Consider the following 23,953-nt stretch of genomic DNA (forward strand, 5'->3'; position numbering starts at 1 on the left):
CTGGTCTGTTGACCGGAGCGTTTGTTGCGTCTGACTAACGCGTATCTGGAGAATTTCGTGGCCCGTATTGCTGGCGTCAACATCCCGACCAACAAGCGCGTATTCATCGCGCTTCAGTACATCCATGGCATCGGCCCCGCCGCCGCCAAGGACATCACCGAGAAGGTGGGCATTGAGTCCGCTCGTCGTGTGAACCAGCTGACGGACGCCGAAGTCCTGTCGATCCGCGAAACGATCGACAAGGATCACACGGTTGAGGGCGACCTGCGCCGCGAGACCTCGATGAACATCAAGCGTCTGATGGACCTGGCCTGCTACCGCGGCCTGCGTCACCGTAAGGGCCTGCCGGTCCGCGGCCAGCGCACCCACACCAACGCTCGCACCCGCAAGGGTCCGGCCAAGCCGATCGCCGGCAAGAAGAAGTAAGAGAGAGCTGATCGATGGCCAAGGAACCGGGTCGCGTAAAGCGCCGCGAACGCAAGAACATCACGTCGGGCGTCGCCCACGTGAACGCCAGCTTCAACAACACCATGGTGACCATCACCGACGCACAAGGGAACGCGATTTCCTGGTCGTCGGCCGGTCACATGGGCTTCAAGGGTTCGCGTAAGTCGACCCCGTATGCAGCCCAGATGGCGGCTGAAGACGCAGGCAAGAAGGCACAAGAGCACGGCGTGAAGACGCTGGAAGTGAACGTCTCGGGTCCGGGTTCCGGCCGTGAGTCGGCTCTGCGCGCTCTGCAGTCGGTCGGCCTGACGATCACCACGATCCGCGACGTCACCCCGATGCCGCACAATGGTTGCCGTCCGCCCAAGCGTCGTCGCGTCTAATCGACCCCGCTAAGAGCACCCCCATCTCCGTCGGCTCCACCATGGCCTCGTCGACAAGGCCGGAGCCGACGAAACCCGTTCGAGGGACAAAATGATCGAAAGAAACTGGCAAGAGCTGATCCGTCCCGAGAAGCCGCAGATCGAGATCGGTTCCGACGCCCAGCGCAAGGCGCGCCTGGTTGCCGAACCTCTCGAGCGTGGCTTCGGTGTGACGCTCGGCAACGCGCTTCGTCGCGTTCTGCTGTCCTCGCTGCAAGGCGCGGCAGTCACGGCCATCCAAATCGACGGCGTTGTTCATGAATTCTCGTCGCTGGAAGGTGTGCGCGAGGACGTGGTCGACATCGTTCTGAACATCAAGCAACTGGCGCTGCGCATGCACGCCGAAGGCCCCAAGCGCATGACTTTGCGCGCCACGGGCCCCGGCGCTGTCACCGCTGGCCAGATCGACGTGCCGGCCGACATCGAGGTTCTGAACCCCGATCACGTCATCTGCACGCTCGACGACGGCGCTTCGATCCGCATGGAACTGACCGTGCAGAACGGCAAGGGCTATGTCGCCGCTGAGTTCAACCGTCCGGAAGATGCGCCGATCGGCCTGATCGCCGTCGACGCCCTGTACTCGCCGGTCAAGCGCGTCGCCTATCGCGTCGAGCCGACCCGTCAAGGCCAGTCGCTGGACTATGACAAGCTGCTGCTGGAAGTCGAAACCAACGGTGCGGTTACGCCGGTTGACGCTGTGGCCTACGCTGCGCGCATCCTGCAAGACCAACTGCAGATCTTCATCACCTTCGAAGAGCCCAAGAAGGCTGTCGAGCAGTCGGACGGCAAGCCCGACCTGCCCTTCAACCCGGCGCTGCTGAAGAAGGTGGACGAGCTGGAGCTGTCGGTTCGTTCGGCCAACTGCCTGAAGAACGACAACATCGTCTACATCGGCGACCTGATCCAGAAGACCGAGGGCGAAATGCTTCGCACCCCGAACTTCGGCCGCAAGTCGCTGAACGAGATCAAGGAAGTTCTCGCGACGATGGGCCTCAGCCTCGGCATGGATGTGCCGAACTGGCCGCCTGAAAACATCGAAGATCTGGCCAAGAAGTTCGACGACCAGATCTAAGTTCAACCCTCCGCCCGTCTCCCACTGGGAGAATGCCGGGGCGGTTAGAAGATTACGGGCCTAGGTCTCTAAGGAGATACCGGGCCCGGAGTAGGAGAGACCCAGATGCGCCACGGCGCCGCCCACCGTAAACTCGGTCGTACGACCAGCCACCGCACCGCCATGTTCGCGAACATGGCCGCCTCGCTGATCAAGCACGAGCAGATCACCACGACCCTGCCCAAGGCGAAGGAACTGCGTCCCTTCGTCGAGAAGCTGGTCACCCTCGCCAAGAAGGGCGACCTGCACGCTCGTCGTCAGGCCATCAGCCAGGTCCGCGACGTGCCGCAAGTCGGCAAGCTGTTCGAAACGCTCGGCCCGCGCTACGCCGAACGTAACGGCGGTTACATCCGCATCATGAAGGCCGGCTTCCGCCACGGCGACAACGCCCCGATGGCCGTGATCGAGTTCGTCGATCGCGACGTGGAAGCCAAGGGCAAGGACTCCGGTCCGGTCCTGGTCTTCGAAGGCGACGACGAGGCTTAAGCCTTACGTCTCTTTCTGACTGAACGCCGAAAGGGCGGCCGGAGCGATCCGGCCGCCCTTTTGCTTGTGCGGCGAAATCACAGATGCGGCGTCGTCCCACAGATCTGGTTTCTGGCCGAGACGACACTGTTAGAAGGGCCAGCCTCTGACCATTTCCATCACGGCGAGCATCCAGATGATCAGGATGCAGAGGCCGTAGGCGATGCGGTCGGACAGGCGGGGCGGTTCGGGTGTCTGGGGCTGTTGGAACATCGGTCAGTGTGAAGCCGATTTTCACGCCCGTCGAAATCGATTAAGCGGGCAGTGACTTGTGAGGGGAAGTCACATGAACCGTGCCGCGCCGCCGCCTTTGAACGCCTTACGCACCTTTGAAGCCTTCGCCCGGCATCGCAGCATGACCCGAGCGGCTGATGAGCTGTGCGTGACCCACGGCGCCGTCAGTCGTCAGATCGCCGCCTTGCAGGCGTCTCTGGGCGTGGTGCTGGTCAGCGGGCCGCGTCATGCCCTGATGTTGACGGAAGCGGGGCTGGCGCTGGCAGACCGGCTGACGCCGGCATTCGAGGCCATTGAGGACGCCGTACAGGCGACGCGGCAGGGAACGGCGCGAGAGATCGAGATTTCCTGCCTGGGCACATTTGCTCTGAAATGGCTGATCCCCCGGTTGCCGGGTTTCCTGGCGGCGCACCCCGAGGTGCGGGTCCGGGTGTCGGAATCCTACAGGCCTGTGGATTTCCGGCGTGATCGTTTCGACGGCGCCGTCCGCATCATAGAGCCGGACGAGGTCTATGCCCGCACCGAGGCGACGCGTTTTCTGGCTCAGCATCAGGGAGCGGTCGGTGCGCCGTCGCTGATGGCGTCCCTGCCTGATCTGCAAGCCGTGGCCGGGGCGACGCGTCTGCGGTCAGCGACGTTCAGGCGGGCTTGGGCGGCGTGGGCGGAATTGGCGGGGGTGACGCTGGCGCCCGCCGTGGAGGAGCGGGAGTTCGCGCATAATCATTCGCTGGTCGAGGCGGCCATATCCGGCATGGGCGTGGCGGTCGCGCCCTGGGCCTTTGTGGCGCCGGATGTGCTGGCGGGACGGCTGGCGGCGCCCTTTGGTTTTGTGGAGCGGCCGTCGTGGTTCGCCTTCCTGCGGCCCGAGGGACGCAGGGATGCAGCGGTGGACGCCTTCCGCGACTGGCTGGTAGCAGAAGGCGAACAAAGCCCGCCGCCGCCTATTCCTTCGACAGGTCCTGGCGATTGAAATAGGCCACTGCAGCAACGAACGGCCCCACGATCCAGACCGTCAGACCGACGATGGCTTTGAGCGCCGCTTGAGGCGGCAGGCCAGCCGCTTCCATTCCGCCCTGGATGACCGCCTTCAGCAGATCAGCAGACAGACCGGGCGAGAGCAGGGGCGCGAGCCAGCCTTCGGGCGAGACGCCCATCTGCATCAGCATTTGCGGCAGGAAGAACTGGGCCACGCTGATGACCAGGGGCACGAACAGGGCCGCCAGAAGCGAACGGGTGACGGTCGCGGCCAGCAGGGCCAGCATGGTGAACTGGATGATCCGCGCCCAGGCCAGCAGGGTCAGTTGCACAAAGTCCGTGAAGCCTGCGCCGTCCATCGTGAAGCTGAGGCTGCGCGACAGGACCAGGGCCTGGACAATATTGGTGACAACAGACGCCAGAAGGCCCGCAACGGTTGCCAGAATCGTCAGGCCGATGACGACGACGGCCTTGCCTGTCAGCAGGTTCACGCGGGTGTTGCGTGCGCTGATCAGACGCCAGGTCTCCCAGCGGTAATCCCCCGCATAGATGGTCGCCGCACCGATCAGGATGAACAGCAGGACGATGGGGTTGGCGAAGTCGGCGGCGGATTTGACCAGCGACTCGGCAAGATTGAGCGGGTCACGCTGCAGCAGTTCAGGCGGCAGTTTTCCGGCCAGTTCGGCCTCTCGCGCCTTGGCCACGATGATGGCGATGACGGACAGGACGACGCTGATGATCGGGATGAACAGCACGCTCCAGAACAGGGCGGTGCGGTTCTTGGACAGGCGATAGGTTTCGGAGCGGATGGCGTCAGCCAGCATGGTTCAGCTCCTGCACGCCGGTCCAGCCGGTTTGGTTCATGAAGACGTCTTCCAGATCGGCGCCGATCCAGCGGGCCTCTTCGACGTCGACGCCGCCTTCCACCAGCGCCTTGATGACGGCGGGGCCTTCGGCGCGCGGGACTGAGGCTAGGACAGCGTCGCTATCCAGGCTGGCGCGGTCGCCCAGCACGGCCAGGGCGCGGGCCAGGGGCGTGACCGACAGGCGCAGACGCTCGCCCGCCGCCGTCAGGTCAGAGACGCGGCCCTCGGTGACGACCTTGCCCTTGTTGAAGATGGCCACGCGGTCGCAGACGCGCTGGACCTCCTGAAGCTGGTGGCTGGCCAGGACGATGGTGACGCCGTCATTGTCCGCCAGACTGCGGATCAGGGCGCGCATCTCCTGAATGCCGGGCGGGTCCATGCCGCTGGTCGGCTCATCCAGAATGACGAGGTCTGGTTTGGTCATCAGCGCCGCCGCCACGCCGAGACGCTGCAGCATGCCGACGGAGAAACCGCGTACCCGGCGATCGGCCGCCTCGGTCAGGCCGACACGCTGCAGCCAGTGTTCGATCTCGGTCGCCGTCACGCCGCCATGCGCGCGGCCCAGCCATTCCAGCACCTGTCGGGCCGTCAGGAAGGGCGGGAAGCGGGGCGTTTCGATCATCGACCCCATGCGCCGCATGGAGGATGGGGCGCCCATGGGGCCGCCCATGATGGTGGCGTCGCCAGCGGTTGGGCGAATCAGGCCCAGCAGGGTGCGGAACAGCGTGGACTTGCCCGCGCCGTTCGGTCCCAGAATGCCGTAAACCCCGCCGCGCGGGATCGACAGGGTCAGGCCGTCCAGCGCCCTGACTGTGCCATAGGTCTTGGTCAGACCGCGAATGTCGATAACGGTTTCCATGGTCAGACCTTGGCGCGGGAACATTGTTCCCACAAGTCGTCGTGCGTCTGTCGCGGATTAAGGTTAGGCAATCTTCGAGTTTGTACCGGAGCGTTCCATGTCTCGCCTTTTGCCGCTGGCCTTTGCCCTTCTGGCGGCTGCCTGCACGACCACACCGTCTGCGCACCGCACGCCGATGGCCCCTGCCGCCGCTGTGGCGGAGGCGCCGCGGCCCGAGCAGGTGATCCTGGTCTCCATCGACGGTTTCCGCCCGGATTATCTGGGCAAGGGACAGACGCCGGTGATGGATGGTCTGGTCGCGGGCGGGGCGTTCGGACCGATGCGTCCGTCCTTCCCCAGTGTGACCTTCCCCAACCACTATACGCTGGTCACCGGCCTGCACCCCGATCACCACGGCATCGTGGGCAACAAGTTCAACGACGCCGAACTGGGCGTCTTCACCATGGCCAACAAGGAGCCGGGCTTCTGGGCGCAGGGCGAGCCGATCTGGATCACGGCGGAACGTCAGGGCGTGCGCACCGGCACCATGTTCTGGCCGGGATCAGAAACCGAGAACCACGGCCTGCGTCCCAGCCTGTGGCAGGCCTATGACAAGGATGTTCTGGGCGACGCGCGCGTGGACCGCATCCTGTCGTGGCTGGACCTGCCTGCGGGACAGCGACCCAAGCTGGAGACGCTGTATTTCGACATCGTCGATACAGCGGGACACCATTACGGCCCCGATGCGGACGAAACGCGCGCCGCGGTCGCCTCGGTCGACGCCTCCATCGGTCGGCTGGTCGATGGGCTGAAGGCGCGGGGCTTGTACGACAGGACCCTGCTGGTGATCGTGTCCGATCACGGCATGGCCGCGACCTCGCCGGACCGCGTGGTCTGGATCGACGACATCATCGACCCATCGGCGCTGAAGGTGGTTTCGGCGGGCGCCTTCCTGTCGGTCGATCCGGCGCCGGGCCGTGAGGTCGAGGTGCAGCAGAAGCTGGTGGGTAAGCATCCGCATCTGGAGTGCTGGAACAAGGCGGATGTGCCTGCGCGTCTGGCCTATGGAACCAATCCGCGCGTGCCGCAGATCGTGTGCCTGGTCGATACGGGCTGGACGGCGACGTCGCGCGATCGCCCGGTCGAGAAGGATGGCGGGGCGCACGGCTATGACAATCAGGCGCCGGAGATGCAGGCCCTGTTCATCGCCCATGGACCGGGCGTCGTCGCCGGTCGTCGTCTGACCGGCCTGCAGAGCGTGGATGTCCAGCCGTTCCTGGTGCGGGTGCTGGGCCTGACCGGGCCGGTCGTGGACGGCAAGACGGCGGACACCCTGGCGGTGACCCAGCCCTGATCGGTTGAATGAGCGGCGAGGGAGGCGTTGATTTTCCCTGTCGCTGATCACCCGCCGCCGCTACGAAACGCGTCCCATGTCGATCATTCCTGAAAAGCGGCTGAAGGCGGCCATTGGCTTCATCTTCGTGACGGCGGTGCTCGACATCGTCGCCATGGGCATCATCATTCCGGTGCTGCCGCAGTTGATCGAGGAGTTCGTCGGCTCCAACGCGCGGGCGGGCATCATCAACGGCCTGTTCGTGGCGCTGTGGGCGGGGATGCAGTTCGTCGCCTCGCCCATCATAGGGTCGCTGTCGGATCAGTACGGGCGTCGTCCGGTGATCCTGATCAGCTGCGCCGGGTTGGCCATCGACTATGTGCTGATGGCGCTGGCGCCGAACCTGTGGTGGCTGGCGCTGGGGCGGATTGTGGCGGGGATCACCTCGTCCAGCTTCACCACCATCTACGCCTATATGGCCGACATCACCGCGCCCGAGAAACGTGCGCGCGCCTATGGACTGATCGGCGCGGCCTTTTCCGGCGGTTTTGTGCTGGGTCCGGTGATCGGCGGGTTTCTGGGCGATTATGACCCGCGTGCGCCCTTCTGGGCCGCCGCCGCCATGTCGGGCATTGCCTTCTTCTATGGTCTGGTGATCCTGCCTGAGAGCCTGCCGCGCGAGAAGCGGATGAAGTTCAGTTGGCGGCGGGCCAATCCAGTCGGGGCCATGGTCCTGCTGGGGCGGCATCGCGAGCTGTCGGGACTGGCGGGGGTGACCTTCCTGCTGCATTTCTCGCACCACGTCTTCTCGGCGGTCTTCGTCCTGTACGCCCAGTTCCGTTACGGCTGGGGTCCCAAGGAGGTCGGCATGTTGCTGGCCATGGTCGGCCTGCTGGACATGATCATGCAGGGGGTGATCATCGGCCCGGTGACCAAGGTTCTGGGCGACCGTCGAACCATGCTGCTGGGTCTGATCGGCGGCACCATCGGCATGGCGCTGATGGGCTGGGCGCCGACGGGGTGGGCATTCGTCGCCGCCATGTTGCCGAACGCCCTGTGGGGACTGGCCATGCCGACCCTGCAGTCGCTGATGACGCGCCAGGTGTCCGAGAGCGAGCAGGGCCAACTTCAGGGCGCGACCATGAGCGTGGCCTCCATCGCTGGCGTGGCGTCGCCGCTGTTCTTCGGCTGGATCTATTCGCTGTCGGTGGGCGGCGGGTTCGAGCCCCTGACCGGATGGCTGGAGGCGAAGGGGATGGGGCTGATCGACACATTCGTCCATGCGCCGGGGTTGGCCTTCTATCTGTCGGCCATTGTGCTGGTGCTGGCCTTTGGCGTCGCATTTATCACGGCGCGGCGGGCGGAACGGGCCGAAAGCTCGTCCGTTGATGCCGCGCACACGCCTTGATCCAGCCCGAAATCGGGTGCGGAATGGCGATGCTTGAGATCAAACGCCGGATGAATATGCAGACCCGATCGATCGTGCTTGTCGCCGCCCTGGCCCTGACCGCCTGCGGCAACCCTCAGCCCTCCAAGGCGCAGGAGGGCGAGTTCGCCCAGCCCACGCGCACCGCGCCCAGCGATGTGGCGGGGATGAAGTCCAGCTTCGCCCCCGTGGTGCGCGCCGCGGCCCCCGCCGTGGTCAATATCTCGGCCCGCAGCGTCCAGCGGGTGCAGGCCGATCCCTTTTTCCAGTTCTTCGGCGGCGGCATTCCGCAGGCGCGGGTGGCTGAGTCCGTTGGGTCGGGCGTCATCGTCCGCTCGGACGGCATCGTCGTCACCAACAACCACGTCATCGACGGCGCCCAGCAGATCAAGGTCGTGTTGAACGACCGGCGTGAATTCCCCGCCACCGTGATTCTTGCCGACGAGCGCAGCGATATCGCCGTGCTGAAGCTGGAGAACGTCGGCGACCGGCTGCCGGTGCTGGCCATCGACGACAAGGAAGAACAGCAGGTCGGTGATCTGGTTCTGGCCATCGGCAACCCGTTCGGCGTGGGCCAGACGGTGACCAACGGCATCATCTCGGCCCTGAACCGGACTGAGACAGGTATTTCCGACAGCGGCTCCTTCATCCAGACCGATGCGGCCATCAACCCCGGCAACTCGGGCGGGGCGCTGGTGGACATGGACGGCAATCTGATCGGCATCAATACGGCCATCTTCTCGCGGTCGGGGTCGTCGGCGGGCGTCGGCTTCGCCGTGCCTGCGGTGATGGTGAAGCGGGTGGTCGATTCTGCACTGGGCGGCGCAAGCGCGGTGGTGCGGCCCTGGCTGGGCGTGAAGGGCAACACCGTCACCGGCGACATCGCGGGCAGTCTGGGCCTCAGCCGTCCGCAGGGGATCGTGGTGACGGATGTCTACGCCAACGGCCCCGCCGCCCGCGCAGGCGTGCGTCAGGGCGACGTCATCACCGCTGTCGATGGGCAGGAGGTGAATGATCAGGGCGGGCTGAACTACCGCGTCGGCTCACGTAATCCGAACGATCAGGTTCAGGTGGCCATCCTGCGTGACGGTCGCGCCCAGACCCTTAGCGCGCGTGTCCAGCCTCTGCCGGGCGATGCTGATCCCAAGCAGGGAACGACGATTGAGGCCGGGCCGTTCTCGGGCGCCGAGGTCGTTGCTCTGAACCCGGCGCTGGCCGACCGTCTGGGCGGCGATCCCTTCACTACGGGCGTGATCATCACCGGCGTGTCCGGTCGCGGTTACGCCGCCCGTGCTGGCTTCCGTCAGAACGACCTGATCGTCAGCATCAACGGCCGCGCCATCAACTCGGCCCGCGATGTGGAAGCCGCTGGCGCCGGTCGTGGCCCATGGGATGTCGTCATCAATCGCGGCGGCCGTCAGGTGCGCGGCGTCCTGAGATAAAGGGAGAGCTAGGCGCAGCCTTGCGCCTGCCTTTGCGCTTCTATGGCGGCCAGTCGCGCATCAACTGCGCGATCCGCGTCGCTTTTCGCGGTCGAATACAGGCGCGGTTTTTCTGCACGCGCTTTGCGGTCGCCTGAAGCAATGCTTTCGATCTGCGCCTGCAGGCGACGCCCGTCGTCGGCTGCGGTGGAGAGTTGCGCGCAAGTCAGGCTCTGGTCAGATGCAGGCGCCCAAGCAACAGCCATCGGATAGCGATGGACCGCGCAACCCGCTGTCGTCAGGCAGGCTAAAGCTAAGATCGACAGCGAGGTTAGTTTGGTCATCTTGTCCCGAAACCTTCACAAGCACCGGCACTGCGCCGATGATTTGCGGAGCTTTCAGGCGGATTGGCGAATGACGCCAGTTAATCTCTGGTAAGTTCGGCCGTTCAGCCCTTCTTCGGTCCGCCGATCGACCAGGTGTGGCCGAAGGGGTCGCGGAGCTGGCCGTAGCGGTCGCCCCAGAACTGATCGGCCATGTCCATGACCGGCTCGGCGCCGCCGACCACCATGGCGCGGGTCCACCAGGCGTCGGGGTCTGTGACCTGCAGGTGCAGGGTGACGCCCACAGGGCGGATGTTGGACTGGCCGGTGTATTCCGGGAACTCGTCGTTCAGCATGACGCTGGCGCCATTGATCTTGAGATGGGCGTGGATCAGCCGCTCGCCGTCGTCGGCCAGCCTGCGGTCCAGCACCTCTGCCCCAAAGGCGATGATGTAGAAGTCCACCGCCGCCGAGGCGCCGCGCGCCGGAATTGTCAGGTGGGGCGTCACGCCACCGGTCGGGCCCTGGTTCGGATTGGCGTCGGTCATTGGGCGATCTCCGTGATTGCGCCCTTCTAACGCGTGAAAAGGCTTTGGCGAACGACTACATGTAGAAATCCATGACTGATCTGTTCGAAGCCTCCGGCATCCTGCCCCCCGACGCGCCCCTGGCCGACCGTCTTCGCCCGCGCAGGCTGGAAGAGGTGGTGGGGCAGGATCATCTGCTTGGCCCCGGCGGCCCGATCCGGCGCATGATCGAGGCGGGGCGTCTGGGTTCGATGATCCTGTGGGGGCCGCCCGGCACCGGCAAGACCACCATCGCCCGGCTGCTGGCGCAGGCGGCGGGCTATGAATACCAGTCGATCAGCGCGGTCTTCTCGGGCGTCGCTGATCTGAAGAAGGCGTTTGAGGCGGCGCGGATGCGGCGGGCGGCGGGGCAGTCGACCCTGTTGTTCGTTGACGAGATCCATCGCTTCAACCGCGCCCAGCAGGATGGATTCCTGCCCTTTGTCGAGGCGGGGGTGGTGACGCTGGTCGGAGCCACGACCGAGAACCCCAGTTTCGAGCTGAACGGGGCTCTGCTGTCGCGAAGCCAGGTCTATGTGCTGAAGCGTCTGGACGATGCGGCGCTGGGGCAATTGCTGAGCCGGGCCGAGGCCCATATGGAAAAGCCGCTGCCCCTGACCGATGAGGCGCGGCATGCCCTGCTGGCGCTGGCGGATGGCGATGGACGTTATCTGCTGACCATGTCGGAAGTGTTGTTCGACCTGCCGGAAGGCGAGATACTGGACGTGCAGGGTCTGGCCGGGGTGCTGCAACGACGGGCGCCCGCCTACGACAAGTCACGGGAAGAACACTACAACCTGATCTCGGCCCTGCATAAGTCGGTGCGCGGCTCCGACCCGGATGCGGCCCTGTACTGGCTGGCGCGGATGCTGAACGGCGGCGAAGACCCGCTGTATCTGGCGCGGCGCATCGTGCGGATGGCGGTCGAGGACATCGGCGAGGCGGACCCGCTGTCGATCCTGGTCGCCAATGCGGCCAAGGACACCTACGACTTCCTCGGCAGCCCCGAGGGCGAACTGGCGCTGGCGCAGGCGGTGGTGCATCTGGCCACCGCGCCAAAGTCGGTCGGCGTCTATGAGGCCTTCAAGGCGGCGAAGAAGGCGGCCTTTGAAACGGGCTCGCTGATGCCGCCCGCCCATATACGCAACGCCCCGACCAAGCTGATGAAGGAACTGGGCTACGGCAAGGGCTATCAGTACGACCCGGACACGCCCGAGGGTTTCTCGGGCGCCAACTTCTTCCCCGACGAGATGGAGCGCCGCACCTTCTACAAGCCCAAGGGCGAAGGGCATGAGGAGAAGGTCAAGCTGCGGCTGGAACGCTGGGCCGCGATGCGGGCGCGGATGCAGGCGGAAGACTGACCTTCAGACTGAACGCCGTTCATTGTCGGGCCTTGGCGACAGGCCTATCCTGGCTTTTCAGACGTGGGAGCGGATGATGATCCAGACGGTGAAGACGCCTTGGCATCTGTGGCTGGTGGCGGGGCTGGCCCTGCTTTGGAACGGGTTCGGCGCGTTCGATTCCTTTATGTCCCTGACGCAGGGGGATCCCTATCTGCGTTCCATGGGCATGACCGAGGCGCAGATCGCCTATTTTCATCGGTTTCCGACCTGGATGTCCGTCGCCTGGGTGGTCGGGACCTGGGGCGGGCTGGCGGGGGCGATCCTGTTATTGCTGAGGCGCCGATGGGCGCTGTGGGCCTTTGGCGCTTCGTTCATCGGCGTGCTGGCCACGATCTACTACACCTTCATCGGCTCGCCAGACGGGGCCCAGGTCATGAGCGGCAACACGGCTATGACGGGCGTGATTACGACAATCGCAGTGCTTTTGATCGGCTACGCCCGGTTCATGACGCAGCGCGGCGTTCTGCTCTGAGTTTGGGCGGCGTCGCGTCAGCTTGAGGCCAGACCGCCAGGCAGCAGTTCGGCGCGACCCGTGAGGCTGAGCTCCAATAGGGCAGACGCGACCTGAGCCATCGGCGCGTTCAGGGCGCGGGCGATTTCGTCACGCGGGGTCGGCGTTGGTGACAGCAGGGCGGCGACACGGTCGAGGAAGGCGTCGTCGACATCCTCTTCATAGCGCAACGGCGCTGACGGTGGCTCGCGCAGGGTCCGCAGGGTGTTGAAGGCGCGGTCGATATCTTCGATCCCCTCACACAGGATGGCGCCCTGACGCAGCAGTTCGTTGGGACCACGGGCGCGCGGGTCCAGCGGCGAGCCCGGAACGGCGAAGACATCGCGTCCCTGTTCGGCGGCGAGACGGGCGGTGATCAGCGACCCGGAGCGAATTTCCGCCTCGACCACCACGACCCCGCGTGACAGGCCGGAGATGATGCGGTTGCGTCGGGGGAAGTCGCGGGCCTGGGCGCGGGCGCCGATTGGGCTTTCAGAGACGACACAGCCCTGTTCGATCAGGCGGGCGTAGAGGTCGGTGTTCTCGGACGGATAGATGTCGTCCACCCCGCCGCCCAGAACGGCGACGGTTCCTGTCGGCAGGGCGCCTTCGTGGGCGGCGGCGTCGATGCCGCGCGCCATGCCTGAGACGACGACGTGACCGGCCTGACCCAATTGCTGCGCCAGACCGCGCGCGATGCGCTGGCCGCCTGCCGAGGCGATGCGCGCGCCGACGATGGCGACCGATGGACGGTTCAGCAGTTCAACACGTCCTCGCGTCCACAGGATCGGCGGAGGCGGATCAAGCGCCGCCAGCATTTCGGGATAGTCGGCGTCGCCCAGCACCAGCAGGCGGGCCTTGATCTGGTCGCCCCGATCCAGTTCGCGCTGAACAGCTTCGACCGGCGGGGGGATGGAGGCGGCGCCGGACTTGCGCACCAGATCGGGCAGGGCGTCCAGCACCTGTATGGCCGAGCCATATCGCAACAGCAGTTGGGAAAAGGCGACGGGGCCGATGCGGTCGGTGCGGGCGAGCCGCAGCCGGGCGAACCGTTCGGCCCCGGTCAGGCTCACGCCTTCTTGGCCCCGATGCGCGGTTCCGCGCCCTTCAGCAGCCGGGTGATGTTCTCGTGGTGGCGAATCCAGATCAGCACGGCAGAGAAGATGGTCAGGATCAGGATCGGCGTCCCGACTGGCAAGCCGATGGCGGCCAGCGGCAAGAGCGCCAGCAGCGGCGCGGTCGCGGCTGAAATCAGCGCGGCCAGCGAGGAATAACGGAAGGCGAAGGCGGCGATCAGCCAGACGGCGGCCGCCATCAGACCCAGCGGCCAGGCGGCGGCCAGCAGCAGACCATAGAAGGTGGCCACGCCCTTGCCGCCCTTGAAGCCCAGCCAGACGGGGAACAGGTGACCCAGGAAGGCCGCCCCGCCCGCGATGGCGCCCGCGGCTTCGCTATGGAACAGGTGGCGCGCGATCAGCAGGGCCGCGGCGCCCTTGCCTGCGTCCAGAAGCAGGGTGGCCAGGGCCAGATCCTTGCGGCCGGTCCGCAGCACATTGGTCGCGCCGATGTTGCCGGAACCGATGTTGCGCACATCGCCCGCGCCCGCAGCACGGGTGATGACGACGCCGAACGGAATCGAACCGAGCAGATAGCCGCCGAGCGCCGCCAGCGCCAAAGTCCCCAAAGCGGGCCCGACCAGATCCTGCACGTTGATTCGCTCCCCGCGTGTTGTGGCGGCAAAATGCGTCGGCGCGCGGTTCGTAGCAAGCGCGATCCCACCTCTTGACCCGACGATCCTCGCAGCGTCTGGTCCTGCCCCCATGCTGGAGATCGCCCATCATGCGCACCACCATGACCGCCGCATTGGCGATACTGATGATGACGTCAGGTTGTGTTGTGGCGGATCGTGAGGAGAAGGCGACGGCCTCTGGTCCTGCGATGGCGGCCTATTTCGACTGTGTGCGCGATGGGGGTGTCGCGATTTCGGCGCATCGGGCGGTGTCGACGATGGACCAGCCGGAGAACTCCATCTCGGCCATCGAGGCGACGGGGCGGGCGATCCCCAATGCGATACTGGAACTGGATGCGGCCCTGACGCGCGACGGCCATCTGGTGCTGATGCACGACGAGACGATGCGGCGCACCACGACCGGGCGCGGCCGTGTCCGCGATCTGACGCTGGCGCAGGTGAAGCAGGTGCGGCTGAGGGCGTCGAACGGGGCGCGCACTAATGAGGCCGTGCCGACACTGGGCGAGGCGCTGGATGCGGCGGGTCGTGTCGGGGCCATCGCCAGCATCGACCTGAAACCGGCCGAGGGCGGCAGCACCCTCGAACTGGCGCGGGCGGTGGTCGGTCAGGTTCTGCGCTCAGGCGCGTCTGATCGTGTGATCCTGATCACCTATGCGGCCGAGGACGCGCGGGCGGTGGCGGCGCTGGCGCCCGAGATGATGATCTCCGCCGGGGTGAGCCGCCTCAGTGATCTGGACGGGCTGAACACTCCGCAGATATTAGCGTGGACCGGCACGCGAGAGGAACGACCCCGGCTGTGGCGCGGACTGAAGGCGCGGGGCGTCGAGGTCCAGTTCGGCACTCTGGGCGCTGAGGGCGTGCGCCGCGACGACCGCTATGCCGAGGACGGGGATGTTTCGGAATACCGCGATCTGTTCGATCAGGGCGTGACGGTGATCGCCACCGACACGCCGCTGGCGGTTAAGGGCGTGCTGGCCGCCGAGGTCGCCAAGGCGGCGACGTGTGAGAGGCCGAGGTGAGTTCGCGGGCGTTCAGTGAACCTTACGGCCCGCGACCCATGTGTCGACGACCTTGCCCTGAAGACGGCGGCCGTCGAACGGCGAGTTCTTGGACTTGGAGTGCAGGGCGTCTGCGTCGACGATGACCGGCGCGCCGGGGTCGAACAGGATCAGGTCCGCAGGCGCGCCTTCGGCCAGAACGCCAGCGTCGAGCCCCAGCAGGGCGGCGGGGCCTTGCGTCAGCGGACGCAGCACGTCCAGCAGGTCCAGACCGTCTTCGTGATGCAGGGTCAGGGCGGCGGGCAGCAGGGTCTCAAGCCCGATGGCGCCGGGTGCGGCCTCGGCGAACGGGCGGCGCTTGTCCTCGGCGGGGGCAGGGGTGTGGGCCGAGGTGATGACGTCGATCAGGCCTTCACGCACCGCTTCGATCAGGGCCTGACGATCGGCCTCTGAACGTAGCGGCGGGTCGATGCGGTAGAAGGTGCGATAGTCGCCGATATCCACCTCGTTGAAGCACAGGTGGTTGATGGAGACGCTGACAGCGACCTCCAGCCCCTTGGCGCGGGCGCGGGCCAGCGTCTCCAGCGCGCCCTCGGTCGAAATCTGGTCGACCAGGAAACGGGCGCCGGTTTGTTCGACCAGTGCCAGATCGCGTTCCAGACCGATGCGTTCGGCGATGGCGGGGCTGCCAGACAAGCCCAGTCGCGTGGCCAGTTCGCCAGAGGCGGCGACCGCGCCTTCGGTCAACCACGGGTCGGACGGGCGGCAGGCGATCAGGGCGTTGAAGGCGGCGGCATAGCTCATCACCCGCTGCAGGGTGCGGCTGTTGACGATGACCTTGTCCACGTCGGTGAAGTACAGGGCGCCCGCTTCGTCCATCAGGCCGATCTCGGCCATGCGCTGACCGTCCAGCGCCTTGGTGGCGGCGCCGGCTGCGCGGACATTGACCAGGTTCAGGGCGGCGCCGCGACGCTGGATGAACTCGATCACCGCCGGGTCGTCGATGGCGGGGTCGGTGTCGGGCTGGACCACGATGGTGGTCACGCCGCCAGCGGCGGCGGCCAGACTGGCGGACTTCAGCGTCTCGCGCGGTTCGGCGCCGGGTTCGCCGGTCTTGACGCGAATGTCGATCAGGCCGGGCGACAGGCACAGGCCGTCGGCGTCGATGATCTGATCGGCAGCCAGATCAGGGGCGGCGCCATGGACGACGCGGATGATGCGGCCGTCCTCGATCAGGACCGAACCCAGACCGTCATAGTCGCTGGCGGGGTCCAGAAGGCGGGCGTTGACGATTGCCAGAGTGGTCATCGGGCGTCTCCCCAACGGGCGGAGAGGGAGGCCAGAACGGCCATGCGGGCGGCGACGCCCATCTCGACCTGATCCTGGATCAGCGAAACGTTGAGGTCGTCGGCGACATCGGAATCGATCTCGACGCCGCGGTTCATCGGGCCGGGGTGCATGACCTTGGCGCCCGGCTTGGCCCAGGCCAGCTTCTCGCGATCCAGACCCCAGAAACGGAAATATTCGCGGGTGGAGGGGACCAGCGCGCCGGCCATCCGCTCAAGCTGAAGACGCAGCATCATAACCACGTCACAGCCTTGCAGCCCCTCGCGCATGTCGTGGAAGACCTCGCAGCCCCAGCGGTCGGCGTCGCCCGGCACCAGGGTCGGCGGGCCGATCAGACGCACGCGGGCGCCCATCATCTGCAGCAGGGCGACGTTGGAGCGGGCCACACGGCTGTGGGTGATGTCGCCGCAGATGGCGACGGTCAGGCTGGTCACATCGCCGAAGGCGCGGTGCAGCGACAGCAGGTCCAGCAGGGCCTGCGTCGGGTGTTCGTGGCGGCCGTCGCCGGCATTGACCACGGCGCAGCCGACCTTCTGGCTGAGCAGTTCAGCGGCGCCCGAGGCAGAGTGGCGCACGACCAGAATGTCGGGCTTCATGGCGTTCAGGGTGACCGCCGTGTCGATCAGGGTCTCGCCCTTCTTCACCGAGGACGAGGCGACCGGCATGGTGACGACATCGGCGCCCAGACGCTTGGCCGCAATCTCGAATGACGACGAGGTGCGGGTCGAGTTCTCGAAGAACAGGTTCACCACCGTGCGGCCGTGCAGCACGTCCAGCGCCTTGGAGGATTGGCGGTTGAAGTCGACGAAGGCGTCGCCCAGCTCCAGCAACTGCGGCGTCACGAACGGATTCAGGTCCGAGGCGGCGAGGAAGTGGGATTTCGGGAACGGGATCAGCCGCTCCTGAATGGTCTGGTCGGTGACGAGGGAGGGCTGGGTCATCGAGACGCGGCTATAGGCGTGACTCGCCCCAAACGCCAGACTTGGGCGCCAGACTCGGTCGCCAGTCAGGTGAAGTGGAACAGGGTCAGCAGGATGGGGATGACGACGGCGCTGCCCACGGTGGTCAGAGCGATGACGCCTGCGATCAAGGGCGCGTCGCCGCCCATCTGACGCGCCAGCACATAGGAGGCCGCAGAGCCCGGCGCGGCGCCGCAGATCAGGGCGATGCCCTGCGCCAGACTATCGCCGCCCAAGGCCCAGGCGATGAACCACATCAGCGGCGGCATGATGCCCAGCTTGACCAGGGTGACGGCGGCGATGGTCTTTCGACGGCGTTTGACCTCAGCGAAAGACAGACCGGCCCCGGCGACGATCAGACCCAGCGGCAGGGCGGCGGCGCCCAGCAGGTCCATGACCTCGGACAGGCCGGGGATCAGCGGCACGCGCAGGAAGTTCAGCGCCAGACCGATCAGACAGGCCAGCAGGATCGGATTGGCGATCATCGATTTCAGCAGGCCCAGAACCGAGGGCTCGCGATGCAAGGCTCCCCATTTCGCCAGCACGGCGACGCAGGCGATGTTGGTCACCGGAATGATGAAGGCGATGGCCACGGCGGCCAAGGCCGTGCCCTCTGAGCCATAGATCGACTGGATCACCGGTACGAAGACGAAGCTGTTCCAGCGGATCACACCTTGAAAGACGCTGGTGTAGGCGGGGCCGTCCAGCTTGATCAGGGGCTTGGCCGCCAGCGTCGCCGCCGCCACGATCAGGGTCGCGCCCACGGCGGCGGAACCTGCCGCCGTCGCCCCGCCGCCCGCCAGATTGGCGTGCCAGATCGCGGGGATCAGGAAGCTGGGATAGAAGATGTTGATCGACAGCTTCTCGATGGGCCGCCAGGCGTCGTCGGGCAGGAAGCCGGATTTGCGCAGGCCGTAGCCCAGGGCGATCATCAGAAAGACGGGCAGGATGCCCGCGATCAGGGCTGTCAAATCCAGGTCGCCTGATCCCGCACCCGATCCAGCGCCCCTTGCAGAATCCAGGCGGCGGCGGTGCGGTCGACGACCTGAGCGCGGCGCTTGCGGTTCAGGTCCAGGTCTTCAATCAGGAAGCGTTCGACGGCGCTGGTGGACAGGCGTTCGTCCCAGAAGGCGATGTTGATGGGGCGCAGCCGCTCCAGATTGCGGGCGAAGGCGCGGCAGGACTGGGCGCGGGGGCCTTCGGTGCCGTCCATGTTGGCGGGCAGACCGATGACCAGGGCCGAGACCTTGCGGTGGTTCATCAGCTTGAAGAGGTGTTCGGCCTCCAGCGTGAACTTGGACTTGCGGATCAGCTCCAGCGGCGAGGCGATCAGGCGCGTGGAATCCGACACGGCGACGCCGATGGTCTTTTCGCCCAGGTCCAGCCCCATCCACGGGGTGTCGGGTGGGCAGGCGGCGGGCAGGTCGAGGAGGTCAAGAACGGGCACGGCCTGCGGTTAGGACTGGCGCGCGACGAAGTCAAAGGCGATGGTGCGGGAATGACACGCGCGATCCTGATCCTGTTTGTCGTTTTCGGCCTGGCGGCCTGTGGCGAGCCTGATGCGCCCAAGGGGCGTCCCAAGGTCGCGCCGCCGCCCACGCCCCTGTCTGTGACCAAGGCCCCGGCGGCGCCTGCCGGACCGGGGGCTGCGGTCGCCGCCGTCTCGGGCGACGGGATGCTGCAGGCGGCCAGCGTATCGCAGTTGGAGAGCCTGCCGCGTCTGAACGCCAAGGTGTTCAGCGTCTCGGGCGGTGATCCGGCGCTGAACGGGCTGGTGACCTATTTCGGGCTGTTTGCGGGCGCGGACGAGGGGTGGCGGGTCTATCCCATCGGGGATTTCAACGAATGGCGGGTGGTCGAATCTGCGCCGGGAAAGGTGGTGCTGGCAGTGCGGCAGGACGTGGCGGCGGACGATGGAAGCATCAAGAACAGCCCCCGGTTCATCCATGTCAGCTTCGACAACACGGGCGATGTGCCGCCTGATGCGATTTCAGTCGCTTCGTCGGACTGACGAAACCTTGTGAATCCGGGCACGGGCCGTTAGTCACCACGGCTTAATCTCGCATGACTGGAGGGCCGCATGGCCATCGACGCTGCGACGGTGCGCAAGGTTGCGCATCTCGCCCGCATCAAGACCCCCGAGGATCGGCTGGAGCCGCTGGCGCAGGAGCTGAACGGCATCCTGAACTGGATCGAGCAGTTGGATCAGGTGGATGTCGAAGGCGTGGAGCCGATGACCTCGAACGTGGCCCAGCCGCTGCGTCTGCGCGACGACGTCGTCACCGACGGCGCCAAGCGCGACGCCGTCCTGTCCAATGCCCCGAAGTCGGCTGACGGCTTCTTCGTCGTGCCCAAGGTGGTCGAATAGTCATGAGCGACCTGACCAAACTGACCCTGAAGGCGGCCGTCGACGGCCTGAAGGCCAAGGAATTCTCCTCGGCTGAAATCACCCAGGCCTTCCTGACCAATATCGAAGCCTCGAACCCGACCCTGAACGCCTATGTCGAAGTGACGGCGGACAAGGCGCTGGAGATGGCCAAGGCGTCCGACGCCCGTCTGGCGGCAGGCGAGGGCGGCGTGCTGGAAGGCGCGCCCTTGGGCATCAAGGATCTGTTCTGCACCGAAGGCGTACAGACGACCGCAGGCTCCAACATGCTGCGCGGCTTTGTTCCGCCGTATGAATCCACCGTGACCGCCAATCTGTGGCGTGACGGTGCGGTCATGCTGGGCAAGCTGAACATGGACGAATTCGCCATGGGTTCGTCCAACGAGACCTCGGCCTTTGGTCCGGTGAAGAACCCGTGGAAGTCGAACGGCTCCAACGCCGATCTGACACCGGGCGGTTCGTCGGGCGGTTCGGCCTCGGCTGTCGCCGCTGACCTGTGTCCGCCGCCTTCACCGGCACCGTGGGCATCAAGCCGACCTATGGCCGCGCCAGCCGTTTCGGCATGGTGGCGTTCGCGTCGTCGCTGGATCAGGCCGGTCCGATCACCAAGACGGTCGAGGATGCGGCCCTGCTGCTGCAATCCATGTGCTCGTTCGACGTCAAGGATTCGACCAGCCTGGACATCCCGACGCCTGACTGGACCCAGTCGGTCGGCAAGTCGGTCAAGGGCCTGCGCATCGGCGTGCCGCGCGAATATGTCGTGGACGGGATGCCGGCTGAAATTCAGGCCCTGTGGGATCAGGGCGTGGCCTGGCTGAAGGACGCCGGCTGCGAGATCGTCGAGATCAGCCTGCCGCACACCAAATACGCCCTGCCGACCTATTATATCGTCGCACCCGCTGAGGCGTCGTCGAACCTGGCCCGTTACGACGGGATGCGGTTCGGTCACCGCGCGGACGAGTTCAAGTCGCTGGACGACCTGTACGCCACCTCGCGCGCCGAGGGCTTCGGCAAGGAAGTGCAACGTCGCCTGACCATCGGCGCCTATGTGCTGTCGGCCGGTTTCTATGACGCCTATTACGTCAAGGCGCTGAAGGTGCGTCGCCGCATCGCCGAGGACTTCGACAATGTCTGGGGACAGGTGGACGCCATCCTGACGCCGTCGACGCCGTCGGCTGCGTTTGCTCTGGGCGACAAGCAGATCGACCCGCTGACCATGTATCTGAACGACGTCTTCACGGTGACGACCAATCTGGCCGGTCTGCCGGGCATCTCGGTGCCTGCGGGCGTGGATTCCGGTGGTCTGCCGCTGGGCCTTCAGGTCATCGGCAAGGCGCTGGACGAGGCGACCGTCTTCCAGGTCGGCGCGGCGCTGGAACGCGCGGCGGGCTTTACGGCCAAACCCGGCAAGTGGTGGTGATATGAAAAGGGCCCGCAGATCGCGGGCCCTTTTTTTGTGATTACTGCGCCGGGATCGCCTTCAGGTCGGCGTCGATGGCGGCGATCTTTTCGTCGGTGATGTGGCCGTCGGAGAAGGGCGCGATCTGGGCCAGGGTCAGGCCCTTGAACTGGTCATAGGCGGGGTGGGTGTTGATGCCGGGCAGGTGCTTGTCCAGCACCGCCTTGGTCGCGGGATTGGCGATCAGGTCTTCGATCGAGCTGTCGATAGTGGGGCGGGCGTGATGCGCGTGGTCCGCCGATGCGGCCGGAGCCGGGGCGGGCGCTGGTTGGGCGGTCTGGGCGGAGGCGGCGCCTGCGATCAGGAGCGAGGCGGTTGCGGTGGCGAACAGGGTCTTGATCATCGAAAATCTCCGTTGAGATGGTGAAGATGCACGTAGTTTGGCGACATCATTACGACAGGCTCTTTCTCCGCGTCCATCGGGGCGCTAGGACGAACACATGACCGATACCGCTACGAACACCAAACTCATCCAGGGTCGGACCGGCCCGTGGGAAATCGTCATGGGGCTGGAGATCCACGCCCAGGTGGCGTCCAAGGCCAAGCTGTTCTCCGGGGCCGCCGTCGGCTTCGGCGCAGGCCCCAATGAGCAGGTGTCGCTGGTGGACGCGGGCTTCCCCGGCATGTTGCCGACGCTGAACAAACACTGCGTCGAACAGGCCGTCCGCACGGGGCTGGGCCTGCGCGCGCAGATCAACAAGCGCAGCCAGTTCGATCGCAAGAACTACTTCTATCCTGACCTGCCGACCGGCTATCAGATCAGCCAGCTCTATTACCCCATCGTGGGCGAGGGCGTGGTCGAGGTTGAGGGCGAAGACGGCGCCTTCTTCAACGTCGGCATCGAGCGCCTGCACCTGGAACAGGACGCGGGCAAGCTGATCCACGACCTGTCGCCGACCGAATCCTATGTCGACCTGAACCGGGCCGGCACGGCGCTGATGGAGATCGTCTCGCGCCCCGACCTGCGCACGCCCGACGAGGCGGTCGCCTACGTCAAGAAGATCCGCACCATCCTGATCTATCTGGGCACCTGCGACGGCGACATGGAGAAGGGCAACCTGCGGGCCGACGTGAACGTGTCCGTCTGCCGCGCCGGGAACTACGACAAGTTCAAGGAAACGGACGACTTCAGCTATCTGGGCACGCGTTGCGAGATCAAGAACGTCAACAGCTTCCGCTTCATATCTCAGGCGATCCAGTATGAGGCCCGCCGCCAGATCGAGATTCTGGAAGACGGTGGTTCGATCACGCAGGAGACGCGCCTGTACGACCCGACCGCAGGCGAAACCCGTTCGATGCGCTCCAAGGAAGAGGCGCAGGATTACCGCTACTTCCCCGATCCCGACCTGCTGCCGCTGGATCTGGAACAGGCGTGGATCGACGACATCAAGGCGTCTCTGCCTGAACTGCCGGACGACAAGCGCAAGCGCCTGATGAGCGAGTATGGCCTGTCGCAATACGACGCCATCGTGCTGATCTCGGAACAGGCCAAGGCCGACTATTTCGAAACCGCAGCCAAGGGCCGCGACGCCAAGCTGGTGTCCAACTGGGTCACGAATGAGGTTTCGGCGCGTCTGGCTGCTGACAACAAGGACTTCAGCGACAACCCGCTGCCTGCCGCGCATGTGGCGCAGCTGGTCGAACTGATCGAGACGAATGTCATCTCGTCCAAGATCGCCAAGGAAGTCTTCGACTACGTCTGGAACGGCGAAGGCTCGCCCGCCGAGGTGGTCGAGAAGCACGGCCTGAAACAGGTCACCGACACGGGCGCCATCGAGAAGGCTGTCGATGAAATCATCGCCGCCAACCCGGACAAGGCGGCAGCGGTCGCCGAGAAGCCTCAGGCCATCGGCTGGTTCGTCGGTCAGGTGATGAAGGCCACGGGCGGCAAGGCCAACCCGGCGGCGGTCAACGATATTCTGAAGGCGAAGCTGGGGCTGTAACGGCTGCTTCTGCGTCATCCTCGGGCTTGACCCGAGGATCGGAGACGGATCGATCTGTGCCTATGCGTTGACGCAAAGCGGCGGATGGCCCGGCCCTCGGGTCAAGCCCGAGGGTGACGAAGCCTATAGAATAAAAGGCCCGGAGAGCGATCTCCGGGCCTTTGTCTTTCTCGGCTACCAGCGCCAGGCGTCACGAATGACGTCGATGATGTAGCCGTCGTAGTCGTCGATCAGGTAGATGGTGTTATCGACCGAGACCCAGCGCGTGCCCTCGGGCGGATAGCCGAGGCCGTAGGTGCGCCAGTCGTTCAACTGGTAGCGCCAGAAGATGTCCGGCAGATACTGACCCACCGACCAGTAGCGGCCCCAATAGGAGCGGGGGACGCTGTAGTAGCCCCAGCCCGGCGCGAAATAGAAGCCGACGCGGACGCCGCTGTAGCCCCGGAAGCGGTTGTCATTACGCCACCAGTTCGGATTGCGGTCGCGATAGAAGTCGCGGCGCCATTGGTTGCTGTTGAACCGTTGGCGGAACTCGCGCTCCATGCGGTCGCGATCACGCCCGTTGTTCCAGTTGTTTCCGGGGCGGTTGGGCTGACCCGGACGGTTCCAGTTGTTGTCGGGGCGTCCTGCGCCTGGGCGGTCTGGGCGATTCCAGCCGTTGTCGGGGCGGTCGGGACGTCCTGCGCCGGGGCGATCAGGGCGATTGCCGCCATTGTTCGGACGGTCCGGGC

27 protein-coding genes and 1 pseudogene are annotated in these 23,953 nt (G+C 65.7%); 15 read left to right on the forward strand and 13 right to left on the reverse strand.

What is annotated here, in order from left to right; all coding sequences use genetic code 11:
• Positions 1 to 57 precede the first annotated feature (57 nt).
• The 4 genes from rpsM (at position 58) to rplQ (ending at position 2,466) form a co-directional block, all read left to right on the forward strand.
• Positions 58 to 426, forward strand: a complete 369-nt coding sequence (gene rpsM / locus QZ281_RS13080) for a 30S ribosomal protein S13 (RefSeq protein ID WP_201100569.1) — start codon at positions 58 to 60, stop codon at positions 424 to 426.
• A 14-nt stretch (positions 427 to 440) separates the two neighbouring features.
• Complete coding sequence (rpsK, locus tag QZ281_RS13085) at positions 441 to 830, forward strand: 30S ribosomal protein S11 (protein ID WP_201100505.1); 390 nt, start codon at positions 441 to 443, stop codon at positions 828 to 830.
• 91 nt (positions 831 to 921) lie between these two features.
• Positions 922 to 1,941: a DNA-directed RNA polymerase subunit alpha gene (locus tag QZ281_RS13090; protein ID WP_201100504.1), complete on the forward strand. Its 1,020-nt coding sequence runs from the start codon at positions 922 to 924 to the stop codon at positions 1,939 to 1,941.
• A gap of 105 nt (positions 1,942 to 2,046) precedes the next feature.
• Complete coding sequence (gene rplQ, locus QZ281_RS13095) at positions 2,047 to 2,466, forward strand: 50S ribosomal protein L17 (protein ID WP_201100503.1); 420 nt, start codon at positions 2,047 to 2,049, stop codon at positions 2,464 to 2,466.
• A gap of 129 nt (positions 2,467 to 2,595) precedes the next feature.
• On the opposite strand, the gene QZ281_RS13100 is transcribed toward rplQ, so the two are convergent.
• The gene (locus QZ281_RS13100; RefSeq protein WP_292229041.1) at positions 2,596 to 2,718 is read right to left on the reverse strand and encodes a hypothetical protein; all 123 of its coding nucleotides are present in this window, start codon (positions 2,716 to 2,718) and stop codon (positions 2,596 to 2,598) included.
• Between the two features lie 73 nt (positions 2,719 to 2,791).
• On the opposite strand from QZ281_RS13100, the gene QZ281_RS13105 reads away from it, so the two are divergent.
• Positions 2,792 to 3,709, forward strand: coding sequence for a LysR substrate-binding domain-containing protein (locus QZ281_RS13105; RefSeq protein WP_292229043.1), 918 nt, complete (start codon positions 2,792 to 2,794; stop codon positions 3,707 to 3,709).
• Here QZ281_RS13105 and QZ281_RS13110 read toward each other — a convergent pair.
• Positions 3,681 to 4,538 carry an ABC transporter permease subunit gene (locus tag QZ281_RS13110; RefSeq protein ID WP_292229045.1) on the reverse strand — a complete coding sequence of 286 codons (858 nt, stop codon included), beginning with the start codon at positions 4,536 to 4,538 and terminating at the stop codon, positions 3,681 to 3,683. The two genes, QZ281_RS13105 and QZ281_RS13110, sit on opposite strands and share 29 nt — an antisense overlap.
• Positions 4,528 to 5,439 carry an ABC transporter ATP-binding protein gene (locus QZ281_RS13115; protein WP_292229047.1) on the reverse strand — a complete coding sequence of 304 codons (912 nt, stop codon included), beginning with the start codon at positions 5,437 to 5,439 and terminating at the stop codon, positions 4,528 to 4,530. Before QZ281_RS13115 ends, QZ281_RS13110 begins: the two co-directional genes overlap by 11 nt.
• A gap of 97 nt (positions 5,440 to 5,536) precedes the next feature.
• On the opposite strand from QZ281_RS13115, the gene QZ281_RS13120 reads away from it, so the two are divergent.
• The 3 genes from QZ281_RS13120 to QZ281_RS13130 all read left to right on the forward strand — a co-directional run bounded on the left by QZ281_RS13120 (position 5,537) and on the right by QZ281_RS13130 (position 9,619).
• The gene (locus tag QZ281_RS13120) at positions 5,537 to 6,772 is read left to right on the forward strand and encodes an ectonucleotide pyrophosphatase/phosphodiesterase (RefSeq protein ID WP_292229049.1); all 1,236 of its coding nucleotides are present in this window, start codon (positions 5,537 to 5,539) and stop codon (positions 6,770 to 6,772) included.
• 76 nt (positions 6,773 to 6,848) lie between these two features.
• Positions 6,849 to 8,159: a TCR/Tet family MFS transporter gene (locus QZ281_RS13125; protein WP_292229051.1), complete on the forward strand. Its 1,311-nt coding sequence runs from the start codon at positions 6,849 to 6,851 to the stop codon at positions 8,157 to 8,159.
• A 56-nt stretch (positions 8,160 to 8,215) separates the two neighbouring features.
• On the forward strand, positions 8,216 to 9,619 hold the full coding sequence (locus QZ281_RS13130; protein WP_292229053.1) for a Do family serine endopeptidase: 1,404 nt from the start codon (positions 8,216 to 8,218) through the stop codon (positions 9,617 to 9,619).
• A gap of 8 nt (positions 9,620 to 9,627) precedes the next feature.
• Here the strand turns inward: QZ281_RS13130 and QZ281_RS13135 are convergent, their stop codons facing one another.
• The gene (locus QZ281_RS13135) at positions 9,628 to 9,942 is read right to left on the reverse strand and encodes a hypothetical protein (protein WP_292229055.1); all 315 of its coding nucleotides are present in this window, start codon (positions 9,940 to 9,942) and stop codon (positions 9,628 to 9,630) included.
• Between the two features lie 104 nt (positions 9,943 to 10,046).
• Positions 10,047 to 10,469 (reverse strand): VOC family protein, encoded by a 423-nt coding sequence (locus tag QZ281_RS13140; RefSeq protein ID WP_292229057.1) that lies wholly within the window; start codon positions 10,467 to 10,469, stop codon positions 10,047 to 10,049.
• A 71-nt stretch (positions 10,470 to 10,540) separates the two neighbouring features.
• Between QZ281_RS13140 and QZ281_RS13145 the strand changes: the two genes are divergently transcribed.
• Together QZ281_RS13145 and QZ281_RS13150 are read left to right on the forward strand one after the other, a co-directional pair.
• A complete protein-coding gene (locus tag QZ281_RS13145) occupies positions 10,541 to 11,848 on the forward strand; it encodes a replication-associated recombination protein A (protein WP_292229058.1) in 1,308 nt (435 codons plus the stop codon).
• 76 nt (positions 11,849 to 11,924) lie between these two features.
• Entirely contained in the window at positions 11,925 to 12,362 is a 438-nt protein-coding gene (locus QZ281_RS13150; protein WP_292229060.1) for a hypothetical protein, read from the forward strand.
• Positions 12,363 to 12,379: 17 nt separating this feature from the next.
• On the opposite strand, the gene dprA is transcribed toward QZ281_RS13150, so the two are convergent.
• Positions 12,380 to 13,453 (reverse strand): DNA-processing protein DprA, encoded by a 1,074-nt coding sequence (gene dprA / locus QZ281_RS13155; protein ID WP_292229062.1) that lies wholly within the window; start codon positions 13,451 to 13,453, stop codon positions 12,380 to 12,382.
• A complete protein-coding gene (plsY, locus tag QZ281_RS13160) occupies positions 13,450 to 14,088 on the reverse strand; it encodes a glycerol-3-phosphate 1-O-acyltransferase PlsY (RefSeq protein ID WP_292229064.1) in 639 nt (212 codons plus the stop codon). Before plsY ends, dprA begins: the two co-directional genes overlap by 4 nt.
• A gap of 131 nt (positions 14,089 to 14,219) precedes the next feature.
• On the opposite strand from plsY, the gene QZ281_RS13165 reads away from it, so the two are divergent.
• Positions 14,220 to 15,149 carry a glycerophosphodiester phosphodiesterase family protein gene (locus QZ281_RS13165; protein WP_292229066.1) on the forward strand — a complete coding sequence of 310 codons (930 nt, stop codon included), beginning with the start codon at positions 14,220 to 14,222 and terminating at the stop codon, positions 15,147 to 15,149.
• A gap of 12 nt (positions 15,150 to 15,161) precedes the next feature.
• Here QZ281_RS13165 and pyrC read toward each other — a convergent pair whose 3' ends face one another.
• The 4 genes from pyrC to ruvX all read right to left on the reverse strand — a co-directional run bounded on the left by pyrC (position 15,162) and on the right by ruvX (position 18,881).
• Positions 15,162 to 16,436, reverse strand: a complete 1,275-nt coding sequence (gene pyrC / locus QZ281_RS13170; RefSeq protein WP_292229067.1) for a dihydroorotase — start codon at positions 16,434 to 16,436, stop codon at positions 15,162 to 15,164.
• A complete protein-coding gene (locus tag QZ281_RS13175; RefSeq protein ID WP_292229069.1) occupies positions 16,433 to 17,416 on the reverse strand; it encodes an aspartate carbamoyltransferase catalytic subunit in 984 nt (327 codons plus the stop codon). The genes pyrC and QZ281_RS13175 overlap by 4 nt, the downstream gene beginning before the upstream one ends.
• A gap of 65 nt (positions 17,417 to 17,481) precedes the next feature.
• Positions 17,482 to 18,405, reverse strand: coding sequence for an AEC family transporter (locus tag QZ281_RS13180; RefSeq protein ID WP_292229071.1), 924 nt, complete (start codon positions 18,403 to 18,405; stop codon positions 17,482 to 17,484).
• On the reverse strand, positions 18,402 to 18,881 hold the full coding sequence (gene ruvX, locus QZ281_RS13185) for a Holliday junction resolvase RuvX (protein ID WP_292229073.1): 480 nt from the start codon (positions 18,879 to 18,881) through the stop codon (positions 18,402 to 18,404). The genes QZ281_RS13180 and ruvX overlap by 4 nt, the downstream gene beginning before the upstream one ends.
• 51 nt (positions 18,882 to 18,932) lie before the next feature.
• Here ruvX and QZ281_RS13190 point away from each other — a divergent pair, with 51 nt between their 5' ends.
• From QZ281_RS13190 to gatA, 3 genes and pseudogenes are all read left to right on the forward strand, one after another.
• Positions 18,933 to 19,445, forward strand: coding sequence for a hypothetical protein (locus QZ281_RS13190; protein WP_292229075.1), 513 nt, complete (start codon positions 18,933 to 18,935; stop codon positions 19,443 to 19,445).
• A gap of 69 nt (positions 19,446 to 19,514) precedes the next feature.
• A complete protein-coding gene (gatC, locus tag QZ281_RS13195) occupies positions 19,515 to 19,802 on the forward strand; it encodes an Asp-tRNA(Asn)/Glu-tRNA(Gln) amidotransferase subunit GatC (RefSeq protein ID WP_292229077.1) in 288 nt (95 codons plus the stop codon).
• A 2-nt stretch (positions 19,803 to 19,804) separates the two neighbouring features.
• A pseudogene (gatA, locus tag QZ281_RS13200) lies at positions 19,805 to 21,240 on the forward strand (Asp-tRNA(Asn)/Glu-tRNA(Gln) amidotransferase subunit GatA).
• A 40-nt stretch (positions 21,241 to 21,280) separates the two neighbouring features.
• Here gatA and QZ281_RS13205 read toward each other — a convergent pair.
• Positions 21,281 to 21,622 carry a hypothetical protein gene (locus QZ281_RS13205; RefSeq protein ID WP_292229079.1) on the reverse strand — a complete coding sequence of 114 codons (342 nt, stop codon included), beginning with the start codon at positions 21,620 to 21,622 and terminating at the stop codon, positions 21,281 to 21,283.
• 97 nt (positions 21,623 to 21,719) lie between these two features.
• Between QZ281_RS13205 and gatB the strand changes: the two genes are divergently transcribed.
• Positions 21,720 to 23,222 carry an Asp-tRNA(Asn)/Glu-tRNA(Gln) amidotransferase subunit GatB gene (gene gatB, locus QZ281_RS13210; protein ID WP_292229081.1) on the forward strand — a complete coding sequence of 501 codons (1,503 nt, stop codon included), beginning with the start codon at positions 21,720 to 21,722 and terminating at the stop codon, positions 23,220 to 23,222.
• A 174-nt stretch (positions 23,223 to 23,396) separates the two neighbouring features.
• Here gatB and QZ281_RS13215 read toward each other — a convergent pair.
• Positions 23,397 to 23,953 (reverse strand): RcnB family protein (locus tag QZ281_RS13215; RefSeq protein WP_292229083.1); only part of this gene is annotated, 557 nt, incomplete at its 5' end.

Origin of the sequence: Brevundimonas sp., assembly GCF_018608325.1 — a bacterium.
Taxonomy (GTDB): domain Bacteria; phylum Pseudomonadota; class Alphaproteobacteria; order Caulobacterales; family Caulobacteraceae; genus Brevundimonas.

What these genes read in the sequence shown, in the direction of transcription:
- QZ281_RS13190 (WP_292229075.1), top strand. Translation starts at nt 18,933, where the DNA reads ATGACACGCGCGATCCTGATCCTGTTTGTCGTTTTCGGCCTGGCGGCC.
- QZ281_RS13105 (WP_292229043.1), top strand. Translation starts at nt 2,792, where the DNA reads ATGAACCGTGCCGCGCCGCCGCCTTTGAACGCCTTACGCACCTTTGAA.
- pyrC (WP_292229067.1), bottom strand. Translation starts at nt 16,436, where the DNA reads ATGACCACTCTGGCAATCGTCAACGCCCGCCTTCTGGACCCCGCCAGC.
- rpsK (WP_201100505.1), top strand. Translation starts at nt 441, where the DNA reads ATGGCCAAGGAACCGGGTCGCGTAAAGCGCCGCGAACGCAAGAACATC.
- QZ281_RS13175 (WP_292229069.1), bottom strand. Translation starts at nt 17,416, where the DNA reads ATGACCCAGCCCTCCCTCGTCACCGACCAGACCATTCAGGAGCGGCTG.
- QZ281_RS13205 (WP_292229079.1), bottom strand. Translation starts at nt 21,622, where the DNA reads ATGATCAAGACCCTGTTCGCCACCGCAACCGCCTCGCTCCTGATCGCA.
- QZ281_RS13100 (WP_292229041.1), bottom strand. Translation starts at nt 2,718, where the DNA reads ATGTTCCAACAGCCCCAGACACCCGAACCGCCCCGCCTGTCCGACCGC.
- QZ281_RS13135 (WP_292229055.1), bottom strand. Translation starts at nt 9,942, where the DNA reads ATGACCAAACTAACCTCGCTGTCGATCTTAGCTTTAGCCTGCCTGACG.
- QZ281_RS13150 (WP_292229060.1), top strand. Translation starts at nt 11,925, where the DNA reads ATGATCCAGACGGTGAAGACGCCTTGGCATCTGTGGCTGGTGGCGGGG.
- QZ281_RS13115 (WP_292229047.1), bottom strand. Translation starts at nt 5,439, where the DNA reads ATGGAAACCGTTATCGACATTCGCGGTCTGACCAAGACCTATGGCACA.
- QZ281_RS13125 (WP_292229051.1), top strand. Translation starts at nt 6,849, where the DNA reads ATGTCGATCATTCCTGAAAAGCGGCTGAAGGCGGCCATTGGCTTCATC.
- QZ281_RS13130 (WP_292229053.1), top strand. Translation starts at nt 8,216, where the DNA reads ATGCAGACCCGATCGATCGTGCTTGTCGCCGCCCTGGCCCTGACCGCC.
- QZ281_RS13120 (WP_292229049.1), top strand. Translation starts at nt 5,537, where the DNA reads ATGTCTCGCCTTTTGCCGCTGGCCTTTGCCCTTCTGGCGGCTGCCTGC.
- QZ281_RS13165 (WP_292229066.1), top strand. Translation starts at nt 14,220, where the DNA reads ATGCGCACCACCATGACCGCCGCATTGGCGATACTGATGATGACGTCA.
- QZ281_RS13145 (WP_292229058.1), top strand. Translation starts at nt 10,541, where the DNA reads ATGACTGATCTGTTCGAAGCCTCCGGCATCCTGCCCCCCGACGCGCCC.
- gatC (WP_292229077.1), top strand. Translation starts at nt 19,515, where the DNA reads ATGGCCATCGACGCTGCGACGGTGCGCAAGGTTGCGCATCTCGCCCGC.
- rplQ (WP_201100503.1), top strand. Translation starts at nt 2,047, where the DNA reads ATGCGCCACGGCGCCGCCCACCGTAAACTCGGTCGTACGACCAGCCAC.
- QZ281_RS13090 (WP_201100504.1), top strand. Translation starts at nt 922, where the DNA reads ATGATCGAAAGAAACTGGCAAGAGCTGATCCGTCCCGAGAAGCCGCAG.
- gatB (WP_292229081.1), top strand. Translation starts at nt 21,720, where the DNA reads ATGACCGATACCGCTACGAACACCAAACTCATCCAGGGTCGGACCGGC.
- QZ281_RS13110 (WP_292229045.1), bottom strand. Translation starts at nt 4,538, where the DNA reads ATGCTGGCTGACGCCATCCGCTCCGAAACCTATCGCCTGTCCAAGAAC.
- QZ281_RS13140 (WP_292229057.1), bottom strand. Translation starts at nt 10,469, where the DNA reads ATGACCGACGCCAATCCGAACCAGGGCCCGACCGGTGGCGTGACGCCC.